Source organism: Streptomyces sp. NPDC041940 (assembly GCF_055589465.1).
In genome coordinates this window covers 203,485-224,106 of the sequence record NZ_JBVJBP010000009.1, presented here as the reverse complement: position 1 = coordinate 224,106, position 20,622 = coordinate 203,485, and the positions used below count along the sequence as shown (strand labels likewise).

19 protein-coding genes and 2 tRNA genes are annotated in these 20,622 nt (G+C 71.3%); 11 read left to right on the top strand and 10 right to left on the bottom strand.

Annotated elements, in window-relative coordinates:
- Positions 1-51: 51 nt before the first annotated feature.
- Positions 52-1,347 (bottom strand): M6 family metalloprotease domain-containing protein, encoded by a 1,296-nt coding sequence (locus tag ACZ6I3_RS18135; RefSeq protein WP_469415637.1) that lies wholly within the window; start codon positions 1,345-1,347, stop codon positions 52-54.
- A 277-nt stretch (positions 1,348-1,624) separates the two neighbouring features.
- Here ACZ6I3_RS18135 and ACZ6I3_RS18130 point away from each other — a divergent pair, with 277 nt between their 5' ends.
- Entirely contained in the window at positions 1,625-3,514 is a 1,890-nt protein-coding gene (locus ACZ6I3_RS18130; protein WP_469415636.1) for a putative bifunctional diguanylate cyclase/phosphodiesterase, read from the top strand.
- On the opposite strand, the gene ACZ6I3_RS18125 is transcribed toward ACZ6I3_RS18130, so the two are convergent.
- The 3 genes from ACZ6I3_RS18125 to ACZ6I3_RS18115 form a co-directional block, all read right to left on the bottom strand.
- Positions 3,490-4,596: an LLM class flavin-dependent oxidoreductase gene (locus ACZ6I3_RS18125; protein ID WP_469415635.1), complete on the bottom strand. Its 1,107-nt coding sequence runs from the start codon at positions 4,594-4,596 to the stop codon at positions 3,490-3,492. The two genes, ACZ6I3_RS18130 and ACZ6I3_RS18125, sit on opposite strands and share 25 nt — an antisense overlap.
- A 540-nt stretch (positions 4,597-5,136) precedes the next feature.
- Entirely contained in the window at positions 5,137-5,868 is a 732-nt protein-coding gene (locus tag ACZ6I3_RS18120; RefSeq protein ID WP_469415633.1) for a maleate cis-trans isomerase family protein, read from the bottom strand.
- Complete coding sequence (locus tag ACZ6I3_RS18115; protein ID WP_189723871.1) at positions 5,865-6,677, bottom strand: maleate cis-trans isomerase family protein; 813 nt, start codon at positions 6,675-6,677, stop codon at positions 5,865-5,867. Before ACZ6I3_RS18115 ends, ACZ6I3_RS18120 begins: the two co-directional genes overlap by 4 nt.
- Before the next feature lie 197 nt (positions 6,678-6,874).
- On the opposite strand from ACZ6I3_RS18115, the gene ACZ6I3_RS18110 reads away from it, so the two are divergent.
- Positions 6,875-7,822, top strand: a complete 948-nt coding sequence (locus tag ACZ6I3_RS18110) for a D-2-hydroxyacid dehydrogenase (protein WP_469415631.1) — start codon at positions 6,875-6,877, stop codon at positions 7,820-7,822.
- Positions 7,823-7,839: 17 nt separating this feature from the next.
- The gene (locus ACZ6I3_RS18105) at positions 7,840-9,249 is read left to right on the top strand and encodes an amidase (protein ID WP_469415630.1); all 1,410 of its coding nucleotides are present in this window, start codon (positions 7,840-7,842) and stop codon (positions 9,247-9,249) included.
- On the opposite strand, the gene ACZ6I3_RS18100 is transcribed toward ACZ6I3_RS18105, so the two are convergent.
- Positions 9,230-9,724, bottom strand: coding sequence for a DUF3830 family protein (locus tag ACZ6I3_RS18100; RefSeq protein WP_399028899.1), 495 nt, complete (start codon positions 9,722-9,724; stop codon positions 9,230-9,232). The two genes, ACZ6I3_RS18105 and ACZ6I3_RS18100, sit on opposite strands and share 20 nt — an antisense overlap.
- 161 nt (positions 9,725-9,885) lie before the next feature.
- Here ACZ6I3_RS18100 and ehuB point away from each other — a divergent pair, with 161 nt between their 5' ends.
- The 6 genes from ehuB to ACZ6I3_RS18070 all read left to right on the top strand — a co-directional run bounded on the left by ehuB (position 9,886) and on the right by ACZ6I3_RS18070 (position 14,039).
- Complete coding sequence (gene ehuB, locus ACZ6I3_RS18095; protein ID WP_469415628.1) at positions 9,886-10,773, top strand: ectoine/hydroxyectoine ABC transporter substrate-binding protein EhuB; 888 nt, start codon at positions 9,886-9,888, stop codon at positions 10,771-10,773.
- The gene (gene ehuC / locus ACZ6I3_RS18090) at positions 10,770-11,471 is read left to right on the top strand and encodes an ectoine/hydroxyectoine ABC transporter permease subunit EhuC (protein ID WP_469415627.1); all 702 of its coding nucleotides are present in this window, start codon (positions 10,770-10,772) and stop codon (positions 11,469-11,471) included. The genes ehuB and ehuC overlap by 4 nt, the downstream gene beginning before the upstream one ends.
- Positions 11,468-12,118 carry an ectoine/hydroxyectoine ABC transporter permease subunit EhuD gene (gene ehuD, locus ACZ6I3_RS18085; RefSeq protein ID WP_469415625.1) on the top strand — a complete coding sequence of 217 codons (651 nt, stop codon included), beginning with the start codon at positions 11,468-11,470 and terminating at the stop codon, positions 12,116-12,118. The genes ehuC and ehuD overlap by 4 nt, the downstream gene beginning before the upstream one ends.
- Positions 12,108-12,905 (top strand): ectoine/hydroxyectoine ABC transporter ATP-binding protein EhuA, encoded by a 798-nt coding sequence (gene ehuA / locus ACZ6I3_RS18080; RefSeq protein ID WP_399028891.1) that lies wholly within the window; start codon positions 12,108-12,110, stop codon positions 12,903-12,905. The genes ehuD and ehuA overlap by 11 nt, the downstream gene beginning before the upstream one ends.
- Positions 12,906-13,112: 207 nt before the next feature.
- Positions 13,113-13,871, top strand: a complete 759-nt coding sequence (locus ACZ6I3_RS18075) for an IclR family transcriptional regulator (protein WP_469415624.1) — start codon at positions 13,113-13,115, stop codon at positions 13,869-13,871.
- A 94-nt stretch (positions 13,872-13,965) separates the two neighbouring features.
- Positions 13,966-14,039: transfer RNA gene (locus ACZ6I3_RS18070), tRNA-Lys, on the top strand.
- Here ACZ6I3_RS18070 and ACZ6I3_RS18065 read toward each other — a convergent pair.
- The 5 genes from ACZ6I3_RS18065 to ACZ6I3_RS18045 all read right to left on the bottom strand — a co-directional run bounded on the left by ACZ6I3_RS18065 (position 14,005) and on the right by ACZ6I3_RS18045 (position 19,456).
- The gene (locus tag ACZ6I3_RS18065) at positions 14,005-15,672 is read right to left on the bottom strand and encodes a long-chain-fatty-acid--CoA ligase (protein ID WP_469415623.1); all 1,668 of its coding nucleotides are present in this window, start codon (positions 15,670-15,672) and stop codon (positions 14,005-14,007) included. The two genes, ACZ6I3_RS18070 and ACZ6I3_RS18065, sit on opposite strands and share 35 nt — an antisense overlap.
- 40 nt (positions 15,673-15,712) lie before the next feature.
- Positions 15,713-16,177, bottom strand: a complete 465-nt coding sequence (locus ACZ6I3_RS18060; protein ID WP_469415621.1) for a DUF3592 domain-containing protein — start codon at positions 16,175-16,177, stop codon at positions 15,713-15,715.
- A gap of 89 nt (positions 16,178-16,266) precedes the next feature.
- Positions 16,267-16,872: a lytic polysaccharide monooxygenase auxiliary activity family 9 protein gene (locus ACZ6I3_RS18055; RefSeq protein ID WP_469415619.1), complete on the bottom strand. Its 606-nt coding sequence runs from the start codon at positions 16,870-16,872 to the stop codon at positions 16,267-16,269.
- A gap of 101 nt (positions 16,873-16,973) precedes the next feature.
- Complete coding sequence (locus tag ACZ6I3_RS18050) at positions 16,974-18,095, bottom strand: SPFH domain-containing protein (protein WP_469415618.1); 1,122 nt, start codon at positions 18,093-18,095, stop codon at positions 16,974-16,976.
- A gap of 44 nt (positions 18,096-18,139) precedes the next feature.
- Positions 18,140-19,456 carry a peptidoglycan-binding protein gene (locus ACZ6I3_RS18045; RefSeq protein WP_469415616.1) on the bottom strand — a complete coding sequence of 439 codons (1,317 nt, stop codon included), beginning with the start codon at positions 19,454-19,456 and terminating at the stop codon, positions 18,140-18,142.
- Between the two features lie 203 nt (positions 19,457-19,659).
- Here ACZ6I3_RS18045 and ACZ6I3_RS18040 point away from each other — a divergent pair.
- Positions 19,660-19,733: transfer RNA gene (locus ACZ6I3_RS18040), tRNA-Lys, on the top strand.
- A gap of 124 nt (positions 19,734-19,857) precedes the next feature.
- Entirely contained in the window at positions 19,858-20,571 is a 714-nt protein-coding gene (locus ACZ6I3_RS18035) for a FadR/GntR family transcriptional regulator (RefSeq protein ID WP_469415614.1), read from the top strand.
- Positions 20,572-20,622: the final 51 nt, after the last annotated feature.

Below are 20,622 nucleotides of genomic sequence, written 5' to 3'. Positions count from 1 at the left end.
GAAAGGCCCCCTCGCGAGAGCGAGGGGGCCTTTCGCGTGTCCACGACACCCTCAGCGGCCCACCGTGATCTTCACCGTCCACGCCCCCGAAGCCGTACGCCCCTCCACCTCCACCCGCACCCCCTCCCCCGGCACCGTGAAGCTCTCGCCGAGGGCGATCGGCGCGTCCGCGAGGGGCGGGTACACCGAGTCCTCCCAGCACGCCTCGGTCCGCGGATGGGCGTCGATCACCTCGATGGGGCCGCCCCCGGACTGCGCCTCGCCCCGCACCCGGTACACGAGCACCCCCTGCCGGCACGCGGCCGTGTCATTGCCCACCGGCCCCCGCGCCTCGAAGGCGAGCACACTGTCGGGGCCCGTCCGCACCACCGCGAGCTTGGTGCCCCGCCCGAGTCCGAAGGCCGGCGCCCCGGCGACGCCCGGGACCGGCACCCCCGGCGCCGCGGCCAGCGGCTCCAGGGTCAGCCGGGCCGGCCCGGCGTCCTGCACACACCGCACCTGCCGCGGATTCAGCCAGCCCAGCTTCCACTTGTGCCAGCCGAACAGATCGGGGGCGAGTCCGAACTGGCTGCCCATCAGGTCCCAGTCGCCGACATGTGTGTCCCAGTCGCCCTTGCCGTCGGCGGGCCGGTGGTAGAGGTCGGGCAGATCGAAGACATGCCCGGTCTCGTGGGCGAGGACGAGCCGGTCCGGCGGATGCTGCTCGAACACCGTGACGACCCGGCGCAGGTCGGTGCCGTCGGCCCGCATCGGGCTGGTGAGATTGACGACCTTGGTCGCGTCGGAGTCCACGCCGGGCGCGTCCGGGTCGGCGACGAAGTACACGACGTCGTAGCGCGAGAAGTCGACCTCCGGGTCGGCCGCGGCGAGCGCGTCCCGCAGATACGCGGCCCGGTGCTCGGCGCTCCAGTCGCGCTGTATGGCGTACGCCGTGGAGGGGCGCGGCATCTGGACCCAGTGGCCGAGCGGGTGCGGGCGCAGGGTGAAGCGGCCGTAGGACGCCCGTTCGAAGAATCGGGTGGTGTCCGGGAAGTGGTCGGCGGTCAGTTCCTGCGGCGTGGTCAGCGGACGGGCGTCCGGGAAGGACAGGAAGACCATGACCGCGTCCAGGGAGCGGGCCGGGCGCGGATAGGCGGCGTTCCAGGTGTCCAGGCCCTCCGAGTGGTGGGCGTCGGTGCGGGTCAGGGCGCAGGGCTCGGCCGAGTCGGGCCCCGCGGCCGAGTGGCCGGTGCCGAGGGAGGTGGCGGCGAGGGCCGACATGGTGGTGAACACGGCCGCGGTGGCGCGCAGTCGGGCGCGCGAGAACTGACGCGGCACGGATACCTCCGGGTACGGTTCGCGGGACACCGCACCCAGCCTGTGTCGATTTATATGACTGCGCCCTGTTTGTCTGCACCAGTCGAGTGAAGGAGCCGAAACATCGCGGAAGGCGACATCCCAGAAGCACTCACGGAATGTCACAACTGGTCGGGGGCCTGAAGAAGCCGTCCAGGTGCGAGCAGAAACGATCTGGCAGAAGGGCCCGTTGGCCGGGAACACTGGACACCGGCTGGAAGGCCCTGGGGCCAGCCTCTATGATCGGCACACTTTCCTGACCTTTCCTGCACGGACAGAGATCGAATACATGCGGGAGCGAGCGGTGAGCGGAACCTCCGAAGGGCCCACGCCCGCGGCAGACCTCGACCGACCGGTCGTCACAGAGAGTGAGATCGACACGCCCCCTCGTACTGAGAACCCTCGTACCGAGACCCCCCTTACCGAGCACCTGTCTCAGTCGCCCTACCGCTCCGTCTTCACGGCCGCCCCGCTCGCCATGGCCGTCGTGGACCGCGAGGGCACGGTCGTCAGCGCCAACGACTCACTCGCCGCGCTGCTCGGCACCGCCCCGGACGAGCTCGCCGGGGCCGCCGCCGCAGATCTGGCCGACCTCACCTCCGACGCCCGCACCTGGCACGCCTACCGCGAGGTGCTGCGCGGCCGGCAGTCCCGGCTGCGCTGCACCCGCCGCCTCAAGCACCCCGACGGGCACTCGCTGTGGGTGCAGGTGACGGTCGCCCCGCTGCCCGCCGACGACCGGGGCGTGCTCATGTCCGTGGCCGACATCAGCTCCCGCCGGGAACTCCAGGCCCGGCTGCGGCACTTGCAGATGCACGACGCGGTGACCCGGCTGCCCAACCGCACGCTGTTCTTCGAACGCCTGTCGGCCGCACTGGAGGCCGAGTCGTACGAGCAGAGCGGCACGGGCCGGATCGGGCTGTGCTATCTGGACCTGGACGGCTTCAAGGCCATCAACGACACCCTCGGCCACCGCGTCGGCGACCGGCTGCTGGCCGCCGTCGCCGAGCGTCTGATGCGCTGCGCGGACGAGACGGGTTTCGCCCGCACCAGCACCCCGCTGGTGGCCCGGCTCGGCGGCGACGAGTTCGCGCTGCTCGTCGAGGACTCCACGGGCACCGAACAACTGGCCGAGCTGGCCGAAGCCGTGCTGCGGGCGATCCAGGACCCCTTCGACATCTCCGGCCAGCGGCTGTCGGTGTCGGCGTCGATCGGGGTCGTGGAACGGCACGCGGCCGGCACCACCCCCACCGCCCTGGTGCAGGCGGCGGACACGACGCTCTACTGGGCGAAGGCCGACGGCAAGGCCCGCTGGACGCTGTTCGACCCGGAGCGCAACGCCCACCGCATGACCCGCCAGGCCCTCGCCTCCACGCTCCGGCCTGCCATCGACCGGGGCGAGTTCCGGCTGGAGTACCAGCCGCTGGTCGGCATGGAGGACGACCGGCTGCACGGGGTCGAGGCGCTCATCCGCTGGAATCATCCCCAGTTCGGCGTACTGACGCCGAATCGGTTCATCGGACTGGCCGAGGAGGACGGTTCGATCGTCCCGCTGGGCCGCTGGGTGCTGCGTACGGCCTGCCGGCAGGCCCGCCGCTGGCAGCGGGAGCATCCGGACGAGCCGCCGATCTTCGTCAGCGTCAACGTGGCGGTCCGGCAGGTCTGGGACTCGGACCTGGTCGCGGACGTGGCCGAGACCCTGGCCGAGACGGGCCTCGCGCCGCATCTGCTCCAGCTGGAGCTGACCGAGTCGGCGGTGATGGGCTCGGGCGGCCGGCCGCTGCAGGCCCTGAAGGCGCTCAGCGACATGGGCGTGCGCATCGCCATCGACGACTTCGGCACGGGCTACTCGAACCTCGCGTATCTGAGCCGGCTGCCGGTGTCGGTGCTGAAGCTGGACGGTTCCTTCGTGCGGGGCTTCCAGTACGACGACCGGGAGGCGGGCGCCCGCCCGAACCCCGCCGACGAGGTCGTGGTCGAGGCGATGATCCAGCTCGCGCACCGGCTCGGGCTGACCGTGACGGCCGAGTGCGTGGAGACCTCGGCCCAGGCGGTCCGGCTGCGGCGCATCGGCTGCGACACCGGACAGGGCTGGCTGTACTCCCGTCCGGTGTCGCCGGACCGTATCTCCGAGCTGCTGGGCACGCCGGATGTTCAGGCGGGCGTCGGCAACCCGTAGGCGTCGGCGATGAGTTCGTAACTGCGGACGCGGACGTCACCGCCGTGCGCGTTGGCCGTGATCATCAGCTCGTCGGCGCCGGTGCGCTTGGCGAGGTCGTCGAGGCCGGAGCGGACCTCGTCCGGGGTGCCGTGGATGACGTTGGCGTTCCAGGAGTCGACGAAGTCGCGCTCCATGGGGCTGAACTCGTAGGCCGCCGCCTCCTCGGGGCTGGGCACGAGGCCTGGGCGGCCGGTGCGCAGCCGGACCATGCTGAGTGCCGCGGCCAGCACCTGCCGGCGGGCCTCCTTCTCCTCGTCGGCGGCGAGGGCGGAGACACCGATGAGGGCGTACGGCCGGTCGAGCACGGCGGAGGGCCGGAAGGACTCCCGGTACAGGTCCAGGGCCGGGACGGTGTTCTGCGCCGAGAAGTGGTGCGCGAAGGCGAAGGGCAGCCCGAGGACACCCGCGAGGCGGGCGCTGAAGCCGGAGGAGCCGAGCAGCCAGATCGGCGGCCGGTGCGGGGACTGGACGCCGCCGGGGGACGTGGCCTGGATCGGGCCCGGTACGGCGTGGATACGGCGGTAGCGGTGCCCGTCGGGGAAGTCGTCGTCGAGGAAGCGGGTCAGCTCGGCGAGTTGCTCGGGGAAGTCGTCGGCGCCCTCGTTCAGCCGGTCGGTGCGGCGCAGGGCGGCGGCCGTGGCACCGTCCGTGCCGGGGGCACGGCCGAGGCCCAGGTCGATCCGGCCCGGGGCCATCGCCTCCAGCGTGCCGAACTGCTCGGCGATCACCAGCGGGGCGTGGTTGGGCAGCATCACGCCGCCCGAGCCGAGCCGGATGCGGTCGGTGTGGGCGGCGAGGTGAGCCAGGATCACGGCGGGCGACGACGAGGCCACGCCCGGCATGGAGTGGTGCTCGGCGATCCAGTAGCGGTGGAACCCGCGGGCCTCCGCGAGGCGGGCCAGCTCGACGCTGGTACGCAGCGCGTCGGAGGCGGTACGGCCGGCCCCTACGGTGACCAGGTCCAGTACGGAGAGGGGGACGGGGGCGCTGCCCTGTGCCGCGCCGCGTATCTCGTCGCCGGGTGTCTCGTCTGCCGACACGGTGGGGTGCCTCCTGCTGTGGGCCGTGTGCTGTCGTTCCGGGCCTAACAGGGGACTGTCTCCGGTTATTCCCCGGGGCGGGCCCGACAAAGCGGTGTGGCCGATTCCGGCCCTCATGGAAGGTGCGCCCGAGGGCACCGCTCTCTGATGACGAGGAACAGGCCCGGTTTGCGAGACCGAGGGCGCGGCGCGATCCGGGCGAGCCTCTTCGGAACCGTGATCGCAGGGCCCCAGGAGCTGTTCGACTCCGGTATCGGCTGGGACTTCCCGCTGGCCATGCTGGTCGGGGCTGTCGCAGGGGGAGCCGTGGGCTTCACGTTCCCTTCCCTGCTGCGCCGTCGCCGGACACCACGCCCCGTTCCACCGCCACCGCCGTATCCTCCGCCCCCGCCCCCCGAACAAAGGACATGAACCCATGTCGGTTCCGATGGCTCACGACGACGTCACCGTCGTCCTGGTCCGGCGCAAGCGGTCATAGGCCGGACTCGTCCTCGCCGCCCGAACAACAACGGCCCGGGCGGCGAGGACGGCACTCATCGATCACGCCTGGACGATCGGCTCCCTGGTGAACAGCGCGCCCAGCTGCGGCGCGTTCACCCTGCGGTCGGCCAGGCGCAGGCACTCCCAGACCGTGACCTGGTTGGCGGTGAGGATCGGCTTGCCGAGTTCCTTCTCCAGGGCCGGGATGTGCGCGGCCGTGTGCAGGGCCGTGTCCGGAAGGAGGAGGGCCTCGGCCTCGGGGTGGTCGGAGTTCCGGGCCAGGGCGAGGAGTTCCGCCTCGCCCCAGGTGCCGACCTCGGCGGCCGTGATGATGCCGGAGCTGTTGACCGACACGACCTCCACACCGTCCGAGCGCAGGAACTCGGCGAAGAGCCGCGCCACGTCGTCCGGGTACGTCGCCCCGATCGCGACCCGCCGCGCCCCCAGTTCCTTGACCGCGTGCGCGAAGGCGAAGGACGTCGAGGAGGCGGGCATGCCGGCCGTCTGCGCCAGGGAGCGGACCTGCTCCTGGGCGCCGTCCCAGCCGTAGACGAAGCTGCCGCTCGTGCAGGCCCACACCACGGCCTCGGCGCCCGCGTGCCGCAGCTCCTGGACGCCCGCCGCCAGCCGGCCCGCGGAGCCCATCTCCAGCAGCGCGTCGACCCGGTGCGCGTCCTCACCGATATCGGTGTGCACCAGGTCCACCCGGATGTCGCTGCCCAGCAACTGCTCGATGCGCGGATAGTCGTCCTCGGCCGAGTGGCCCGGGTAGAGAAATCCCAGTGCTGTCATGTCCAGCCTTCCTGCTGCTCTTCTTCCGGCACTACAGGCCCGGGGTCCGCCCCCGGCGATCCGAGACCGGCGCGCGCCTCCGGGTTGATCAGCGCTTGATACGGTCCCACCGCACGGGTACCCAGCCGGCGCAGCGCAGCCCACATCGTCACTTGGTTGGCCGAGATCACCGGGATCCGCAGCTCGGCCTCCAGCTGCGGGATGACGTCGTAGGTGGGCAGGTTGGTACAGCTGATGAACAGGGCGTCGGCGTCGCCGCGTACGGCCTCCCGCGCCATGTCCACCACCTCCCGGTAGGGGACCTTCCAGATGTGCCGGGTCAGGCCCATGAAGGCACACCCGGAGATCGTGACGCCGGCCTGGGCGACGTAGGCCTCCAGCGACTGCGTCACCGACACCGTGTACGGCGTCACCAGCGCGACCCGCCGTACGTCCAGCTCCACCAGGGCCTCCAGCAGCCCGCCCGAAGTGGTGATCGCCGGTACGGCACCAGCCCGGCTCATCGCCTCGCACATCGCGCGCTCGCCCATGACGCCGCCGACGAAGCTGCCCGACGTACACGCGTAGGCGATGACCTCGGGGGCGATCGCGTTGATGGTGCGGACCGCCTCGCTCAGCGTCTCGTGCTCGCTGACCAGGCGGGCCAGATCGAGGCTCACCTCGACCGGCACGAACGGTGTTCGTGTCATATGGAGGGAGACCTCGTCCGGCACCCAGCGCCACAGCTCGCGGTCGAGTGCGAAGTCGAAGGGGGCGACGACGCCGACCCCGCGCTGCGGGCTGGGCCCGCCGAGAAATGAGACGTCCATGGCAGGCACCGGCCTCACGCTGGGCAACTAGTGTGCAACGGATCGTGGGAACGCCCGTGTTGACGACGGTAGGTTCGGGTGCGAGCGTGGTCAATCCGTCCGGATCACTCCTTGGTCAACACCCGGTTAACTCGTCGTCACCGGTCGGCGCCCGCAGGCCGGCCCGCCCCGCCGCACGGCTGGAGAAACGGCTGCTCATGCCCACTCCCACCCTCCTCGTCCTGGACGCCGAACCCCTCCCCCGGCTCGGCCGCCTCACCGGCCGCGCCCGGATCGAACACACCGACGAGGCCGGTCTCGCCGAGCGCCTCCCGCGCGCGGATGCCCTGCTGGTGTGGGACTTCACCTCACGCGCCGTGCGGGACGCGTGGCCGGGCGAGGGTCCGCGGCCACGCTGGGTGCATACGGCCAGCGCCGGGGTGGACCATCTGATGTGCCCGGAACTCGCCGCCTCCGACACGGTGGTGACGAACGCGCGCGGCATCTTCGACCAGCCGATCGCCGAGTACGTCGCCGCGCTCGTACTGGCGATGGCCAAGGATCTGCCGCGCACGCTGGAGTTGCAGCGGGAGCGGACCTGGCGGCACCGCGAGTCGCACAAGGTCGCCGGGGGCAAGGCCGTCGTGGTCGGCTCCGGACCGATCGGCCGGGCGATCGCCCGCACGCTGAAGGCGCTGGACATCACGACCGCACTGGTCGGCCGCGCCCCGCGCTCCGGCGTGCACGGCCCGGAGGACCTGGACCGGCTGCTGGCGCGCGCCGACTGGGTGATCGCGGCGGCACCGCTCACCGAGCAGACGCACGGCATGTTCGACGCCCGCCGCTTCGGCGTGATGCAGCCCTCCGCCCGGTTCGTCAACATCGGCCGGGGCCAGCTCGTCGTCGAGGACGACCTCGCCGCCGCCCTGGCCAAGCACTGGATCGCGGGCGCCGCGCTGGACGTCTTCGAGGCCGAACCCCTGACCCCCGACAGCCCCTTGTGGCAGCTCCCGGGCCTGATCGTGTCCCCGCACATGAGCGGCGACATCGTCGGCTGGCGGGACGAACTCGGCGCCCAGTTCGTGGACCTGTACGAACTCTGGGCGAGCGGAGAGCCACTGAAGAACGTGGTCGACAAGCAGCGTGGGTACGTACCTGGTCACTGACGTTCCTTGGAGGGTGGATGACCGAGCTCACCGACCTGACCGCCGTACGGCTCCTCGACGGGTACCGCAAGGGCGAGTGGAGCCCCGTGGAGGCGACCCGGGCGGCGCTGGAGCGGGCCGAGGCGATCCAGCCGGAGGTGAACGCCTTCGTCCGGCTGACCGCCGAGGACGCGCTGGAGCGGGCCCGGGAGTCGGAGGAGCGATGGCGGCGCGGTGAGCCGCAGGGGCTGCTGGACGGGGTGCCCGTCACGGTGAAGGACATCCTGCTGCAGCGCGGCGCGCCGACCCTGCGCGGCTCGAAGGCCGTGGATCCGGCGGGCCGCTGGGACGAGGACGCCCCGTCCGTGGCCCGGCTACGGGAACACGGGGCGGTCTTCATCGGCAAGACGACGACGCCCGAGTACGGCTGGAAGGGCGTGACGGACTCGCCGCTGAGCGGGGTGACGCGCAATCCGTACGACCCCTCGCGTACCGCCGGCGGGTCGAGCGGCGGCAGCGCCGCGGCCGTGGCGCTCGGCGCGGGGCCGCTGTCGCTGGGCACGGACGGCGGCGGCAGTGTGCGGATCCCGGCGTCGTTCTGCGGGATCTTCGCGCTGAAGCCGACGTACGGGCGGGTGCCGCTCTACCCGGCGAGCGCGTTCGGCACGCTTGCGCACGTCGGGCCGATGACCCGGGACGCGGCGGACTCGGCGCTGCTGATGGATGTGATCGGCCATCCGGACTCGCGCGACTGGTCGGCGCTCACGGCCCCGCCCGGTCCGTACACGGACGGCCTGGCGGGCGGGGTGCGCGGGCTGCGCGTGGCGTACTCGCCGTCGCTGGGCGGGCAGGTGGCGGTGCGTCCGGAGGTCGCCACGGCCGTGCGCCGGGCGGTGGAGCGGCTGGCGGAGCTCGGCGCGTACGTCACGGAGACCGACCCGGACCTCACCGACCCGGTGGAGGCCTTCCACACCCTGTGGTTCAGCGGAGCGGCCCGGGTGACCGAGCATCTGGGCCCGCACCAGCGGGAGTCGCTGGACCCGGGCCTGCGGGAGATCTGCGACCGGGGGGCCCGCTACTCGGCCCTGGACTATCTGGCCGCGGTGGACGTCCGGATGGACCTGGGCCGCCGGATGGGCCGCTTCCACGACACCTACGACCTGCTCGTCACCCCGACCCTCCCGATCACGGCGTTCGAGGCGGGCGCCGAGGTACCGAAAGGATCAGGCCACCGGCGCTGGACGGGCTGGACCCCGTTCACCTACCCGTTCAACATGACGCAGCAGCCCGCGGCGAGCGTGCCGGTCGGCGCGGACGGGGACGGTCTGCCGATCGGTCTGCAGCTCGTGGCCGCCCGGCACCGGGACGATCTGGTGCTGCGGGCGGCCCACGCGCTGTACGAGGCCGGGGTGGCTTCCGCCGGCCGGGTCAGGCCCTCCGGAAGCTGAGCGTCTCCCCCGCCGCTCCCGACCTCCACAGGTCGTTGCACGCCTCGGCCATGTTCTCCAGGCCGTCGACGACCTGGCCCCAGACGATGCCGGGGACCCAGCCGACATCGCCGTTCAGCAGCAGGTTGTTGCGCTCGTAGAACAGGGCCAGGTCGACGAGCGTGGTCCCGGCGCGTACCTCGCGGTCGTAGCCGTAGGACTTGGTGCCCAGCTCCGCCCCGGCGAAGGTGAAATAGCACAGATCGCCGGGGATTGGGGTGATTGTCGGGTTTTCCAGGGGTGGCTCGTTTTCCGCGAATGGCGGGAAAAGAGCGTAGATCTCATTGCGTGCGTACTTCGCGTGGTAGACGTCGCCGGCCAGCGGAAGGGAATCCCAGACGGCGGCGCAGGTGATCGGCGCGCGGTCGTCCAGCAGCTTGGCCGTGCAGGTCACGTCACGCTTGACCAGCGAGAGTTCGATGTAGCGATCAGCCATGCCCTCCATGGGAGTGCCCCTCGGCCCTGCGGTCAAGAGCGCGTCGGCGGAGTGCGGGGCTCGAAAAGATCGGCATAACTCCGTTGCGGTCGGGTAGCCGCGCGCCCATGGCTCCACGACAGAGAAGCCCCCTCAGAATTCCGGAACCCATATCCCGGACCATGTCCGGGGCTGTGTCCGGTCCCACCCGCCGATCGCTGCTCGCGGGGGTCGCGGCGCTCGGCGCGCTGGGCTCCGCCGGATGCAGCCGGGTCGCCACCGCCTCCGACGTCAAGGGCGGTGACCTGCTCGAACGTCTCCGGGCCGCGGGCGTCGTCCGCCTCGGCATCGCCGGCGAGATCCCGTTCGGCTTCATCGACAAGAACGGCAAGCTGACCGGTGAGGCACCGGAACTGGCCAAGGTGATCTTCAAGCGCCTCGGTGTCGACCGGGTGCAGCCCGTGCCGACCGAGTTCGGCTCGCTCATCCCGGGCCTGAACTCGCAGCAGTTCGACGTCGTCGCCGCCGGGATGTACGTCAACCCCGAGCGCTGCGAGCAGGTCATCTTCTCCGACCCGGACTACCAGATGCTCGACGCGTTCATCGTGCGCAAGGGCAACCCGAAGGGGCTGCACAACTACAAGGACGTCGTCGGGAAGAAGGCGAAGTTCGCCACCGGGACCGGCTACGCCGAGATCCAGTACGCCGTCGAGGCGGGGTACAAGGAGAGCGACATCCTGATCGTCCCGGACCAGGTCGCGGGTCTGAACGCCGTCGAGGCGGGGCGCGTGGACGTGTTCGCCGGTACGGCGCTCACCGCCCGTGAGGTGGTGAAGAAGTCCGCCAAGGCGGAGGCGACCAAGCCCTTCACGCCGATCGTGGGCGGCAAGCCGCACGTCGACGGAGGCGCCTTCGCGTTCCGGCCGACCGAGACGAACCTGCGGGACGCCTTCAACGTGGAGCTGCAGAAGCTCAAGAAGAGCGGCGAACTGTTCCGCATCCTCCAGCCCTTCGGTTTCACGAAGGCCGAGATGACGGATCTGACCGCGAAGGAGCTGTGCGGCGGATGACCTCGGGACTCTGGGAACTCGTACTCAAGGGCGTGTGGACCACCGTCCAGCTGCTCGTCTGCAGCGCCCTGCTGGGCGCGGCCGTCTCCTTCGTGGTCGGCGTGGCGCGCAGCCACCGGCTGAAGATCGTCCGCTTCCTGGCGGGCTTCTACACCGAGGTGTTCCGCGGCACCTCCGCCCTGGTCATGATCTTCTGGGTGTTCTTCGTGCTGCCGGTCGCCTTCGGCTGGCAGCTCGTCCCCCTGTGGGCGGGCACGCTCGCGCTCGGGCTGACCTACGGCGCGTACGGCGCCGAGATCGTGCGCGGCGCGCTGAGCTCGGTCGACCCGGCGCAGCAGGAGGGCGGCATCGCGCTCAGCTTCACGCCCTGGCAGCGACTGCGGCTGATCCTGCTGCCGCAGGCGGTGCCGGAGATGATCCCGCCGTTCTCGAACCTGCTGATCGAGCTGCTCAAGGGCACGGCGCTGGTGTCGATCACGGGCATGGGCGACCTGACGTTCAGCGCGAACCTGGTGCGCCTGGCGCTGCAGGAGAGCGCGGAGATCTACACGTACATCCTGCTCATCTACTTCGTGATCGCCTTCCTGCTCACCCGGGTCATGCGCGGTCTTGAGAAGAAGCTCAAGGCCGGGGTCGGCAAGCAGCCCGACAGCAAGACCCGGGCGCCTGAGCCGGTCGTGGTGGAGGGGGTCCGATGAACTGGGACTGGAGCGCGGTCTCCGACTTCATGCCGGACTTCTGGAAGGGCCTGCTGGTCACCCTCCAGATCCTGGTGTTCGGCTCGCTGATCTCCTTCGCGCTGGGCCTGGTGTGGGCGCTGCTGATGCGGGTGCCCTCGCGCTGGGTGACCTGGCCGGTCGGGGCTGTCACGGAGTTCGTCCGCAACACCCCGCTGCTGGTGCAGCTGTTCTTCCTCTTCTACGTGCTGCCCGAGTGGGGCCTGACCTTCTCGGCGCTGGCCACCGGAATCTTCGCGATCGGGCTGCACTACTCGACGTACACGATGCAGGTCTACCGGGCCGGTATCGAGGCCGTGCCGGTCGGCCAGTGGGAGGCGGCGACGGCGCTGAACCTGCCGCTGCGGCGGACGTGGACCGCGGTGATCCTGCCGCAGGCGGTGCGCCGGGTGGTGCCCGCGCTCGGCAACTACGTCATCGCGATGCTCAAGGACACGCCGATGCTGATGGCGATCACCGTCCTGGAGATGCTCGGCCACGCGCGCCTGTTCTCCCAGGAGAACTTCCAGTTCACCGAGCCCCTCACGGTGATCGGCGCGGCCTTCATCGTCATTTCCTACCTGGCCTCCCTTGCCCTGCGAGCCCTGGAGCGACGCCTTGCCCACTGACACTCTCCCCACCCCTGGGACCAACCCCGAGAAGGACCCCGCCAAGAGCAGCGGCGAACTGATCCGGCTGGAACAGGTCACCAAGCGGTTCGGCCAGAACACCGTCCTGGACCACCTGGACTTCTCGGTCGACGCCGGCAAGCACGTCACCCTGATCGGGCCGTCCGGCTCCGGCAAGACGACGATCCTGCGGCTGCTGATGACCCTGCTCAAGCCCGACGAGGGCACGATCACGGTCGACGGACAGAAGCTGTTCCCCGCCTCCGACAAGGAGGTGCGCGAGGTCCGCAAGCAGATCGGGATGGTGTTCCAGCAGTTCAACCTGTTCCCGAACATGACCGTGCTGCGCAACCTCACCGAGGCGCCGGTCACCGTTCTCGGCATGTCGAAGGACGAGGCGGTGGAGCGCGCCAAGGGCCTGCTGGACATGGTGGGCCTGGCCGACCGGTGCGACGCCCACCCCTCGCAGCTCTCCGGCGGTCAGCAGCAGCGCGTGGCGATCGCCCGGGCCCTGGCGATGCAGCCCAAGGTGCTGCTGCTGGACGAGGTGACCTCCGCGCTCGACCCGGAGCTGGTCGCGGGCGTGCTGGACCTGCTGCGGGACATCGCCCGCAGCACGGACATCACGATGCTCTGTGTGACCCACGAGATGAATTTCGCCCGGGACATCTCCGATCAGGTACTGATGTTCGACTCGGGCCGGGTCATCGAGTCGGGCCCGCCGGAGAAGATCTTCAGCGACCCGGAGCTGGACCGGACGAGGGAGTTCCTCAGCGCGGTGCTTTGACCACGGCCCGCGAACAGGGCCGACGCGAGGCCGACGTCGGGCCCTCGGATCGGGGCATGCTCCTGGCATATGCCAGCGGGTCGATGCCCCGGCCCGGGGGCCCGAAATCTTGTCAACCCCCGCTCTCCACAACCCCTTTGCCGGTTATCGTGGAGATGATTCGCTGTCCGGATTACGGCCCAACAGCAAGCGCAGGGGGAGACCACCGTGGCGCTGAGGAACGAGCCGACCACCCCGTACCACTCGGCCCAGGAAGCCCTGCGCGTCCTGGAGACGGTGGCGCGAAACAGCTCCGGCGTCACCGACACCGAGCTCGCCCGGCGTACCGGCATCGGACCGGAGCGGCTCACCGCCCTGCTGCGCATGCTGCGCCGCGAGGGCTACGTCGAGCAGATCGCCGACGGCGCGTACGTCACGGGCGAGGCCCTGGCCCGCCTCGGTTCCGCCCGCCATCGCGAGCAGGCCCTGCGCGACAAGCTCCAGCACACCCTCGACCGGCTGCGTGACTCGGTCGGCGCCGCCGTCTACATGAGCCGCTACGTCGACGGCGAGATCAGCATCACCCAGTACGCCGACAGCCCGGCCACGCCCAAGGTCAACGAGTGGGTCGACTTCCGCTCCTCGGCCCACGCCACCGCGATAGGCAAGAGCCTGCTCACCCAGCTCGACCACGCCGGCCGCCGCGACCACCTCGCCCGGCACAAGATGGCCCGCCTCACCTCGCGCACCATCACCAGCGACCGCCTGCTGCTCTCCCGCCTCGATGCCCAGCCGGCCACCGTGCCCGTCCTGGACCTCCAGGAGTACGCGGTCGGCACGGTCTGCGCGGCCGTCCCCATCACGGCCGGCTCCTCCGTCGGCTGCCTGGCCCTGTCCCTCCCGGTCGAGCACGCCCACCGCCTCCGCCAGGCCGCGGACGCCCTCAACCGCAACGCGGCCCCGGTCCTGCTGTCCATGGCGATCTAGCCACCGCCAGGTGGTCAGAACCACCCCTGGAGACCGGGTAGTATTTTCCCGTCGCCCACCGCGGAACACGGTTCCACCGGTAGGCGCGAGTCATGCGCCGCTAGCTCAGTTGGTTAGAGCAGCTGACTCTTAATCAGCGGGTCCGGGGTTCGAGTCCCTGGCGGCGCACCGGTGAAGGGCCTCTCGTGGGAGCGAGAGGCCCTTCGGCGTGTTCGAGGTCCGCCCCGGTCAGCCTGCGGTACGTGGCCTTCCCCGGCGGTCGCCACCACACCGGATCGGCGCACCGGAAGCCCTCCCCGCGTAACGCCGCCCGGTGGATCTTGTTCGTGGCCGTGACCGGCATGCGGTCCGTCACCCGGACGAACCGGGGGGCCATCTTCGTCCCCAGGTCGGGCTGGGCGAGCAGGAACTCCGCGAAGGACAGCGGGTCGAAGGTGCCGGCGATCGTCGCCATCACCTGGTCGCCGGTCACCGGGTCCGGTACCGCATAGACGCAGACCGCCGCCGCCCCCTCGTAGCGCGCGAGGATGTTCTCGATCATCGCGGCGGCCAGGTTCTCGCCGTCGACGCGGAGGCGGTCGTCGGTGCGGCCGGCGAAGTGGAGGTAGCCGTCGGCGTCCCGGCAGAAGAGGTCGCCCGTCCAGTACCAGCCCTCCCTGCGGCGCTCCGCCTCGGCCGCCGGGTTGCGCCAGTAGCCCTCGAAGGGGCTGGGGCCCTGGTTGACCAGTTCGCCGATCGCCTGGTCCCCGTTGAGCAGCCGGCCCGCCGCGTCGAAGCGGGCCGGCGGGCACTCCCGGCCCGTCTCCGGGTTCAGGACGACCAGCCCGGGCGTCGCCCGCCCGACGGCTCCGGCCGGCGTGCCCGGCGACCACTGCACGGCCGCCCCGCCCTCCGACGAGCCGTACCCCTCGACCAGCCGCACCCCGAACCGCCGCTCGAACGCCGCCGCGTCCACCGCGCCCGCCTCCGTGCCGAACCCGAGGCGGAGCGGGTTGTCGCGGTCCTCCGGGTGCGGCTCGGTGGCCAGGACGTACTGGATCGCCCGGCCGACGTAGGTGAAGTAGGTCGCCCCGTAGCGGCGTATGTCCGGCAGGAAGCGGGACGCCGAGAAGCGGCGGCGCAGTGCCACGGCCGCGCCGGTGACCAGCGCAGGTGCCCAGTCGGCGATCACCGCGTTGCCGTGGAACAGCGGCATGCAGAGGTAGTGGACGTCGTCCGGGCCCAGGGAGAACTGTCCGGCCAGGGAGCGGCCTGCGGCCGCGAGGCGGCCCTGGGAGCAGAGGGCGGCCTTGGGCGCGCCGGTCGAGCCGGAGGTGAAGTAGAGCAGGAGCCGGTCGTGCGGCGCGGCACGGGAGGGGTCGGGCCGGGCACCGGCGTAGGGGGCGAGCAGGGCGTCGTACTCCTCCGAGCCGGTCAGCAGCAGGCGTACGCCGGGCAGTTCGAGACCGTCGAGCAGGTGCAGCCGGGCACGTTCGGTGATCAGCACCCGGCACTCGGTGTGCAGGATGTCCCGGGCGAGTTCGGGCCCCCGGCGAGTGGGGTTGATCCCGGCGACGGCGGCTCCCGCGAGAGCGGCCGCGCTCAGCCACATCGGGTACTCGGGGGTGTTGTCGAGCAGCACCCCGATGTGGGGTTCGGCGCCGGCCGGCAGCAGGTCGGCGAGGAGCGCCGCCCGGGCGGCGGCCCCGGCCGCCACCTCGTGCTGCGTGAGCGCCCCGCCCTCGAACCACAGTCCCGGCCGGTGGTCACCCCACCGCGCCGCCACGAGCTCCGCGACCGTGCGCCCCGTAGTGGCTCCCATGAAGGCGCACCGTAGCTGACGCATCGTCAGGTGTGGAGGGCTACGGCTGCAGGAACTCGCCCGTGGCGGAGAACATCGCGTACGTCACGGCCATGAAGCCGAGGACGAAGAGGATGAACGTGCCGAGGAAGGCGAGCAGGCATCCGGTGCCCACCGCCAGCTTCCCCCGTGCCGGGGGTCTGGCCGTGGCATGCTCCGGGCGGTCGGCCGGGTAGTGCACGGTGACGAGGTCGCCCTCCAGGGTCGTCCCCGGTCCGCCCTGCTCCTCGAACCGGACGCCGCGCCCCTCGCGCGTGGTGAACTCGTAGACGTGGTGCAGAGTCGTGCGCACCGAGCTGTCGCCGCCGCCACTCGTCGTGGTGTACGTCCGCAGACAGCGCGCCTCGGCGGTCAGGCCGCTGTTCCAGGCGCGGCTGACCCGCACGGAGCGGCGGATCACCGCGACCACGACGCAGGAAGCCACCGCGATCATGAGCGTGGGCACGATGCAGAACAAGACTTCCATGAGCTCCCCCGAAGACCCCCCGCGGCCTTCGATCGGCCGGCGTGGGAGGAACCTACCCACGCCGGCCGCACCGGTGACTCAAGGGAACCTCAGAACGTCACGTCCGAGCACGCGTAGAACGCGTTGGCCGTGTCCGCGATCGTCCATACGGCGACGATGACGTGACGGCCGCTCAGCCCGGACGGCAGCCTGCCGCTGTGGGAGAGCGTCGACGGTGGCCGCTGGCCGTTGTACGGGACCGTGAAGAACGGCGTCAGGTTGAGGTCGGACCGGGCCAGGTTGTGGTTCTGGTTCCAGCCCGGCTTGGTGACGTAGTACCGGAAGTCGGTCGTGGCGTGCATGGCCGTGAACTGCCAGCGGAACGAGTAGTTCTGGCCGCCCGTCACCCTCGTGGCCGGCCAGGCGCCGCCGGACGGGGTACGTGGCGCGCTGAGCTGGCCGAAGTGGCCGAGTCCTGCGTTGCAGATCTGTCCGTCGGCCGGGCCTGACGCCGGGAAGCCCTTCGGGCCCTCGACGCTCTGCGGCTCCCACTGGATGGATCCGCAGTTGGTCACGGTGCCGTTCTGGCAGAGCTTCTGCCGGCTGATGGGGAGGTCGGTGTAGCCGTGGCCGCTGGCGCCGCCGGAGGAGAGCACGAGGGCTCCGGTCGTGGCCAGTCCCACCGCGGCTGCGGACAACTTGGTCCTTGTACGCATGCTGCCGCTCCTGGAGAACGTGGGGGATGTTCAGTGAGCCGTGCAGGTAGGTCTAGACCAAGTGTGAATGTAGGAGGGTTAGTTGAACATGTCCATACCAATCACGGAGTCGTTTCTCCGCGCCCCGCGCAGAACGCCACCGTCAGGTCCTTCACCAGCGCCTTCCGCTCGTGGTCGTCGAGTTCGACCAGCCCCCGCATGGTCAGCCGGGTCACCGTGTCCTCCACCGAGTCCACGACCGAGGTGAGCACGCTCGCCCGGTGCTGGGCGTCCAGCGCCGCGATCCGGCGGCGGTGCAGCGCGGCGGCGACCTCGGGGTCGTACTCCGCCCGGAGCGGCTGCACCGAGAACACCTCAAGGCCGACCGGGGCCGCCTCCGCCGACACCAGCCGGGTCAGCACCTCGGCCGCCGCCTCCCCGGCACCCCTCGGGCCGCCCGGCATCACCACCGGCACCCGGGCGAGGGCCGCCTCGACGCACTCGCGCAGGTACGACTCGTGGTCCTCGACACCCAGGGTGGCCTGGGCGGTGTCCAGCACCCGCCACACCACCAGGACGACCACCCGCAGCGCGACCCCGTGCGCGTCGGTCGCGGGCACCGGCTCGCTGCGCCAGTGCCGCAGCCGTACGTCCACCCGGCGGCGCAGCAGCAGCGGGTTGACCCACAGCAGGCCGGAGCGCCGGACGGTCCCCCGGTAGCGGCCGAACAGGTCCAGCACCCAGGCCCGCCCGGTCCGGCCCCGGGCCAGCCCGCCGAACCCGAACAGCGCGAGCGCCCCGGCTCCCGCGTACGCCGCCCACTGCGCGGGGCCGGGCCCGGCCCCGGCATGGGCGGGCAGCCGCAGCGCCTCCAGTACGAGCGGCGGCAGCACCCCGGCCCACCAGGAGGTGGCCACGCACCCGGCCGCCCCGCACGCTCCGGCCAGCACACCCGCCGCGCCGGGCAGCACCCGTGCGGGCCGCTCCGCCAGGTCCGGGTCGACCTGCGGCACCGGACGCGGCGTCAGGGCCGCCGGGCGCCTGATGCGCGGCTGCTCCCCCGTGCCCTGCCGACGGCCGACGACCGCCGCCTTCAGCGGTACCGACACCGGGTCGGGGTCGTCGCGGAACAGCAGATGGACGGGGATCTCGGTGGTCGACTCGTTCTGGATGAGCCGGGCGGCCCTGACCGGCCCCTCGGCCGGTCCGTCGGGCTCGGACGTGTGGGAAGTGGTCGTGGTCATGCCTGCCTCCAGCCTCCGCGCCAGCTGCGTCACAACGGGTGGGCCTAGGAGAAGAGCCGCCGCCAGGTCTCCGGCCCCGGGAAGCCGTCCGCCGCTCCGCCGCGCCAGCCCTGGGAACGCTGGAAGGCCTCGACGGCCCGCCGGTCGGACTCGCCCCAGCGCGGCCCCGGCCGCTGCGGGTAGAACCTGCCGAACCCCTTCCGCACCAGCTGCTTCCCCAGCTCGGTGACGTACCGGTTGCTCGCACCGGGCCGGAACATCGCCCGGCCCGGGTAGCCGGGGACACCGTGGGAGGAGGGCGGCGGACCGGCCTCCGCCGCCGTGACGTCCTTGCCCTTGCCCGAGACCAGCCATTCCCAGGTGCGCGGGCCGGGCAGCCCGTCGGCGTCCGCGCCCTTCCAGCCCTGGGCCAGCTGGAAGGCCCGGGTCGCCCGCCGGTGCGCGTCCGTCCAGCGCGGCCCCGGCTCCGAGGGGAACGAGTCGCCGGCCCCGCGCGCGACGAGCATGCGGCCGAGCTGTGTGACGTACTTGTTGTCCGCGCCGGGGCCGAAATACGTCGCTCCCGGGTACGGCGTGGCGGCCGGTGCGCCCGGCAGCCCCCTGTCCTTCGCCGGGGCCGGATCCTCCTGCGCGGTAAGGCCCTTGTAGCGGTAGGGGACGTACCGGTCGGAGTCGGTCGAGTAGGCGTACGGAGTGGTCTGCCGGCGGGTGTGCGGGCGGGCCTGCTCGTAGGCCGTGTAAGAGGTGTGCTTGGTGTTCGTCCAGCCGCCGAAAATGACGACGTGCGAGCCGCTCTCCGGGTTGGCCGGATTGTGGAACAGCAGAATGTCGCCCGGCTGGAGTTCCTCCTTGGAAATCCGTTCACCGAATTGGGCGAGGCTGCCCGTCCATTCGTTTCCGGGCAGCTGCCAGGCCATCGAGACATAGCCCGAACAGTCCTGCCGGTAACCGTCGGACCAGTACGCGTTCATGTTGTACGGCACTTTCGCGGCGACCCAGGTCTTGGCCCGGTCGATGATGTCCGTACGGGTGATGGCGGCCGGCTCCAGGGCGTCGGAGGGCTTGCCCTCACGGCCGTCGGCGCCGTGCAGGGGGGCCGTGTCGCCCTGGGGGGTTTCGGGGTCTTCGTCTGCGAGAACACCCGATCGGTGGGGTGCCTGCGGGGCAGCGGCGGCCGGTACGGCGTGGCCCGCTCCGAGGGCGGCGGCGGCCACGGCGGCCAGGGCGAGCGCCCGGTGCGCGGCCGGATGGGCGGTGGTGCGGCCGGCCGGGGAGCGCGGCAGGACACGGCGCCAGTGGACGCAGCCGGGGCAGTCGCAGTCGCCCCCGGGGTCGAATTCCTCGAATACCGGCGACTTCATGCGATTCCCCTCACAGTTCCGTCGGAAAAATGGCGGCGCCCGTGCAGGCCCGGGCGCGCGCCGTCAGTTTCTCAACTGTCTTCCGCACTCGCATGCTGACAGTCCGAATGATGTAACCGGCCACCCCTTGCCGGGGCCGCCCGGGCCCCGGTCCGGTGGTCGGGAGCACCGCCGGACGTCCTGTAGAGTTACGCCGTCAGCGCGCGCCGCTAGCTCAGTTGGTTAGAGCAGCTGACTCTTAATCAGCGGGTCCGGGGTTCGAGTCCCTGGCGGCGCACCGACCGGAAAGCCCCTCGCGGAAGCGGGGGGCTTTTTGTGTCCCGCCGGGCCCCTCTCTCCGGAGCCCTCCCCGTCTGGCCGGAACCCGGTGCACCGTGTGATTGGCCGGATACCCTCTCGCCATGGCAGCGCGTGACCTACAAGAGCGGATCAAGAAGCTCATCCTCGACCGCCGGCTGGCCTCCGGGGCCCCGCTGCCGACCGAGCCCGAGCTGATGGAGTACCTCGGCGCGAGCCGGAACTCGGTGCGGGAGGCGCTGAAGGCGCTCCAGGCGATGGGGATCGTCGAGATCCGGCACGGGTTCGGGACCTACGTCGGCCCGATGTCACTCGCGCCGATGATCGAGGGCCTCGCCTTCCGCACGGTCGCCGGGCACTACCGGGGCGAGGACTCCCTGCTCCAGCTGCTCGAACTGCGGGAGGCGGTGGAGACAGGGCTCGTCTCGCGGCTCGCGGGGCGGATACCGGACGCGGACCTCGTTGAACTGGACGCGCTCGTGGACCGTATGGATGAGGAGGCCGCGCGCGGAGCCGGCCTCGCCGAGACCGACCGGGCCTTCCACGCCACCCTCTACCGAGGGCTGGACAACGCACTGCTGTGCGAGGTCCTGGAGGCGTTCTGGGACGCCTTCCACCGCGTCCGTACGGACCTCGGGGGCGAGCCGCAGGACCCGAAGGTCACCTGCCGGCAGCACCGGGAGATCCTCGACGCGGTCCGGTCCGGTGACTCGATGCGGGCGGAGGAGGCCATAAGAGAGCACTTCGGCAACATCCGCGCCCGTCTGTCCACAACGGCTCCACAGAGTCCCCCCACGCGTCACAATGAACGCGTATGACCGGTAAACACCGCGTTTCGCGTCTTGCGATCATGATGAACGCCGTAGAAC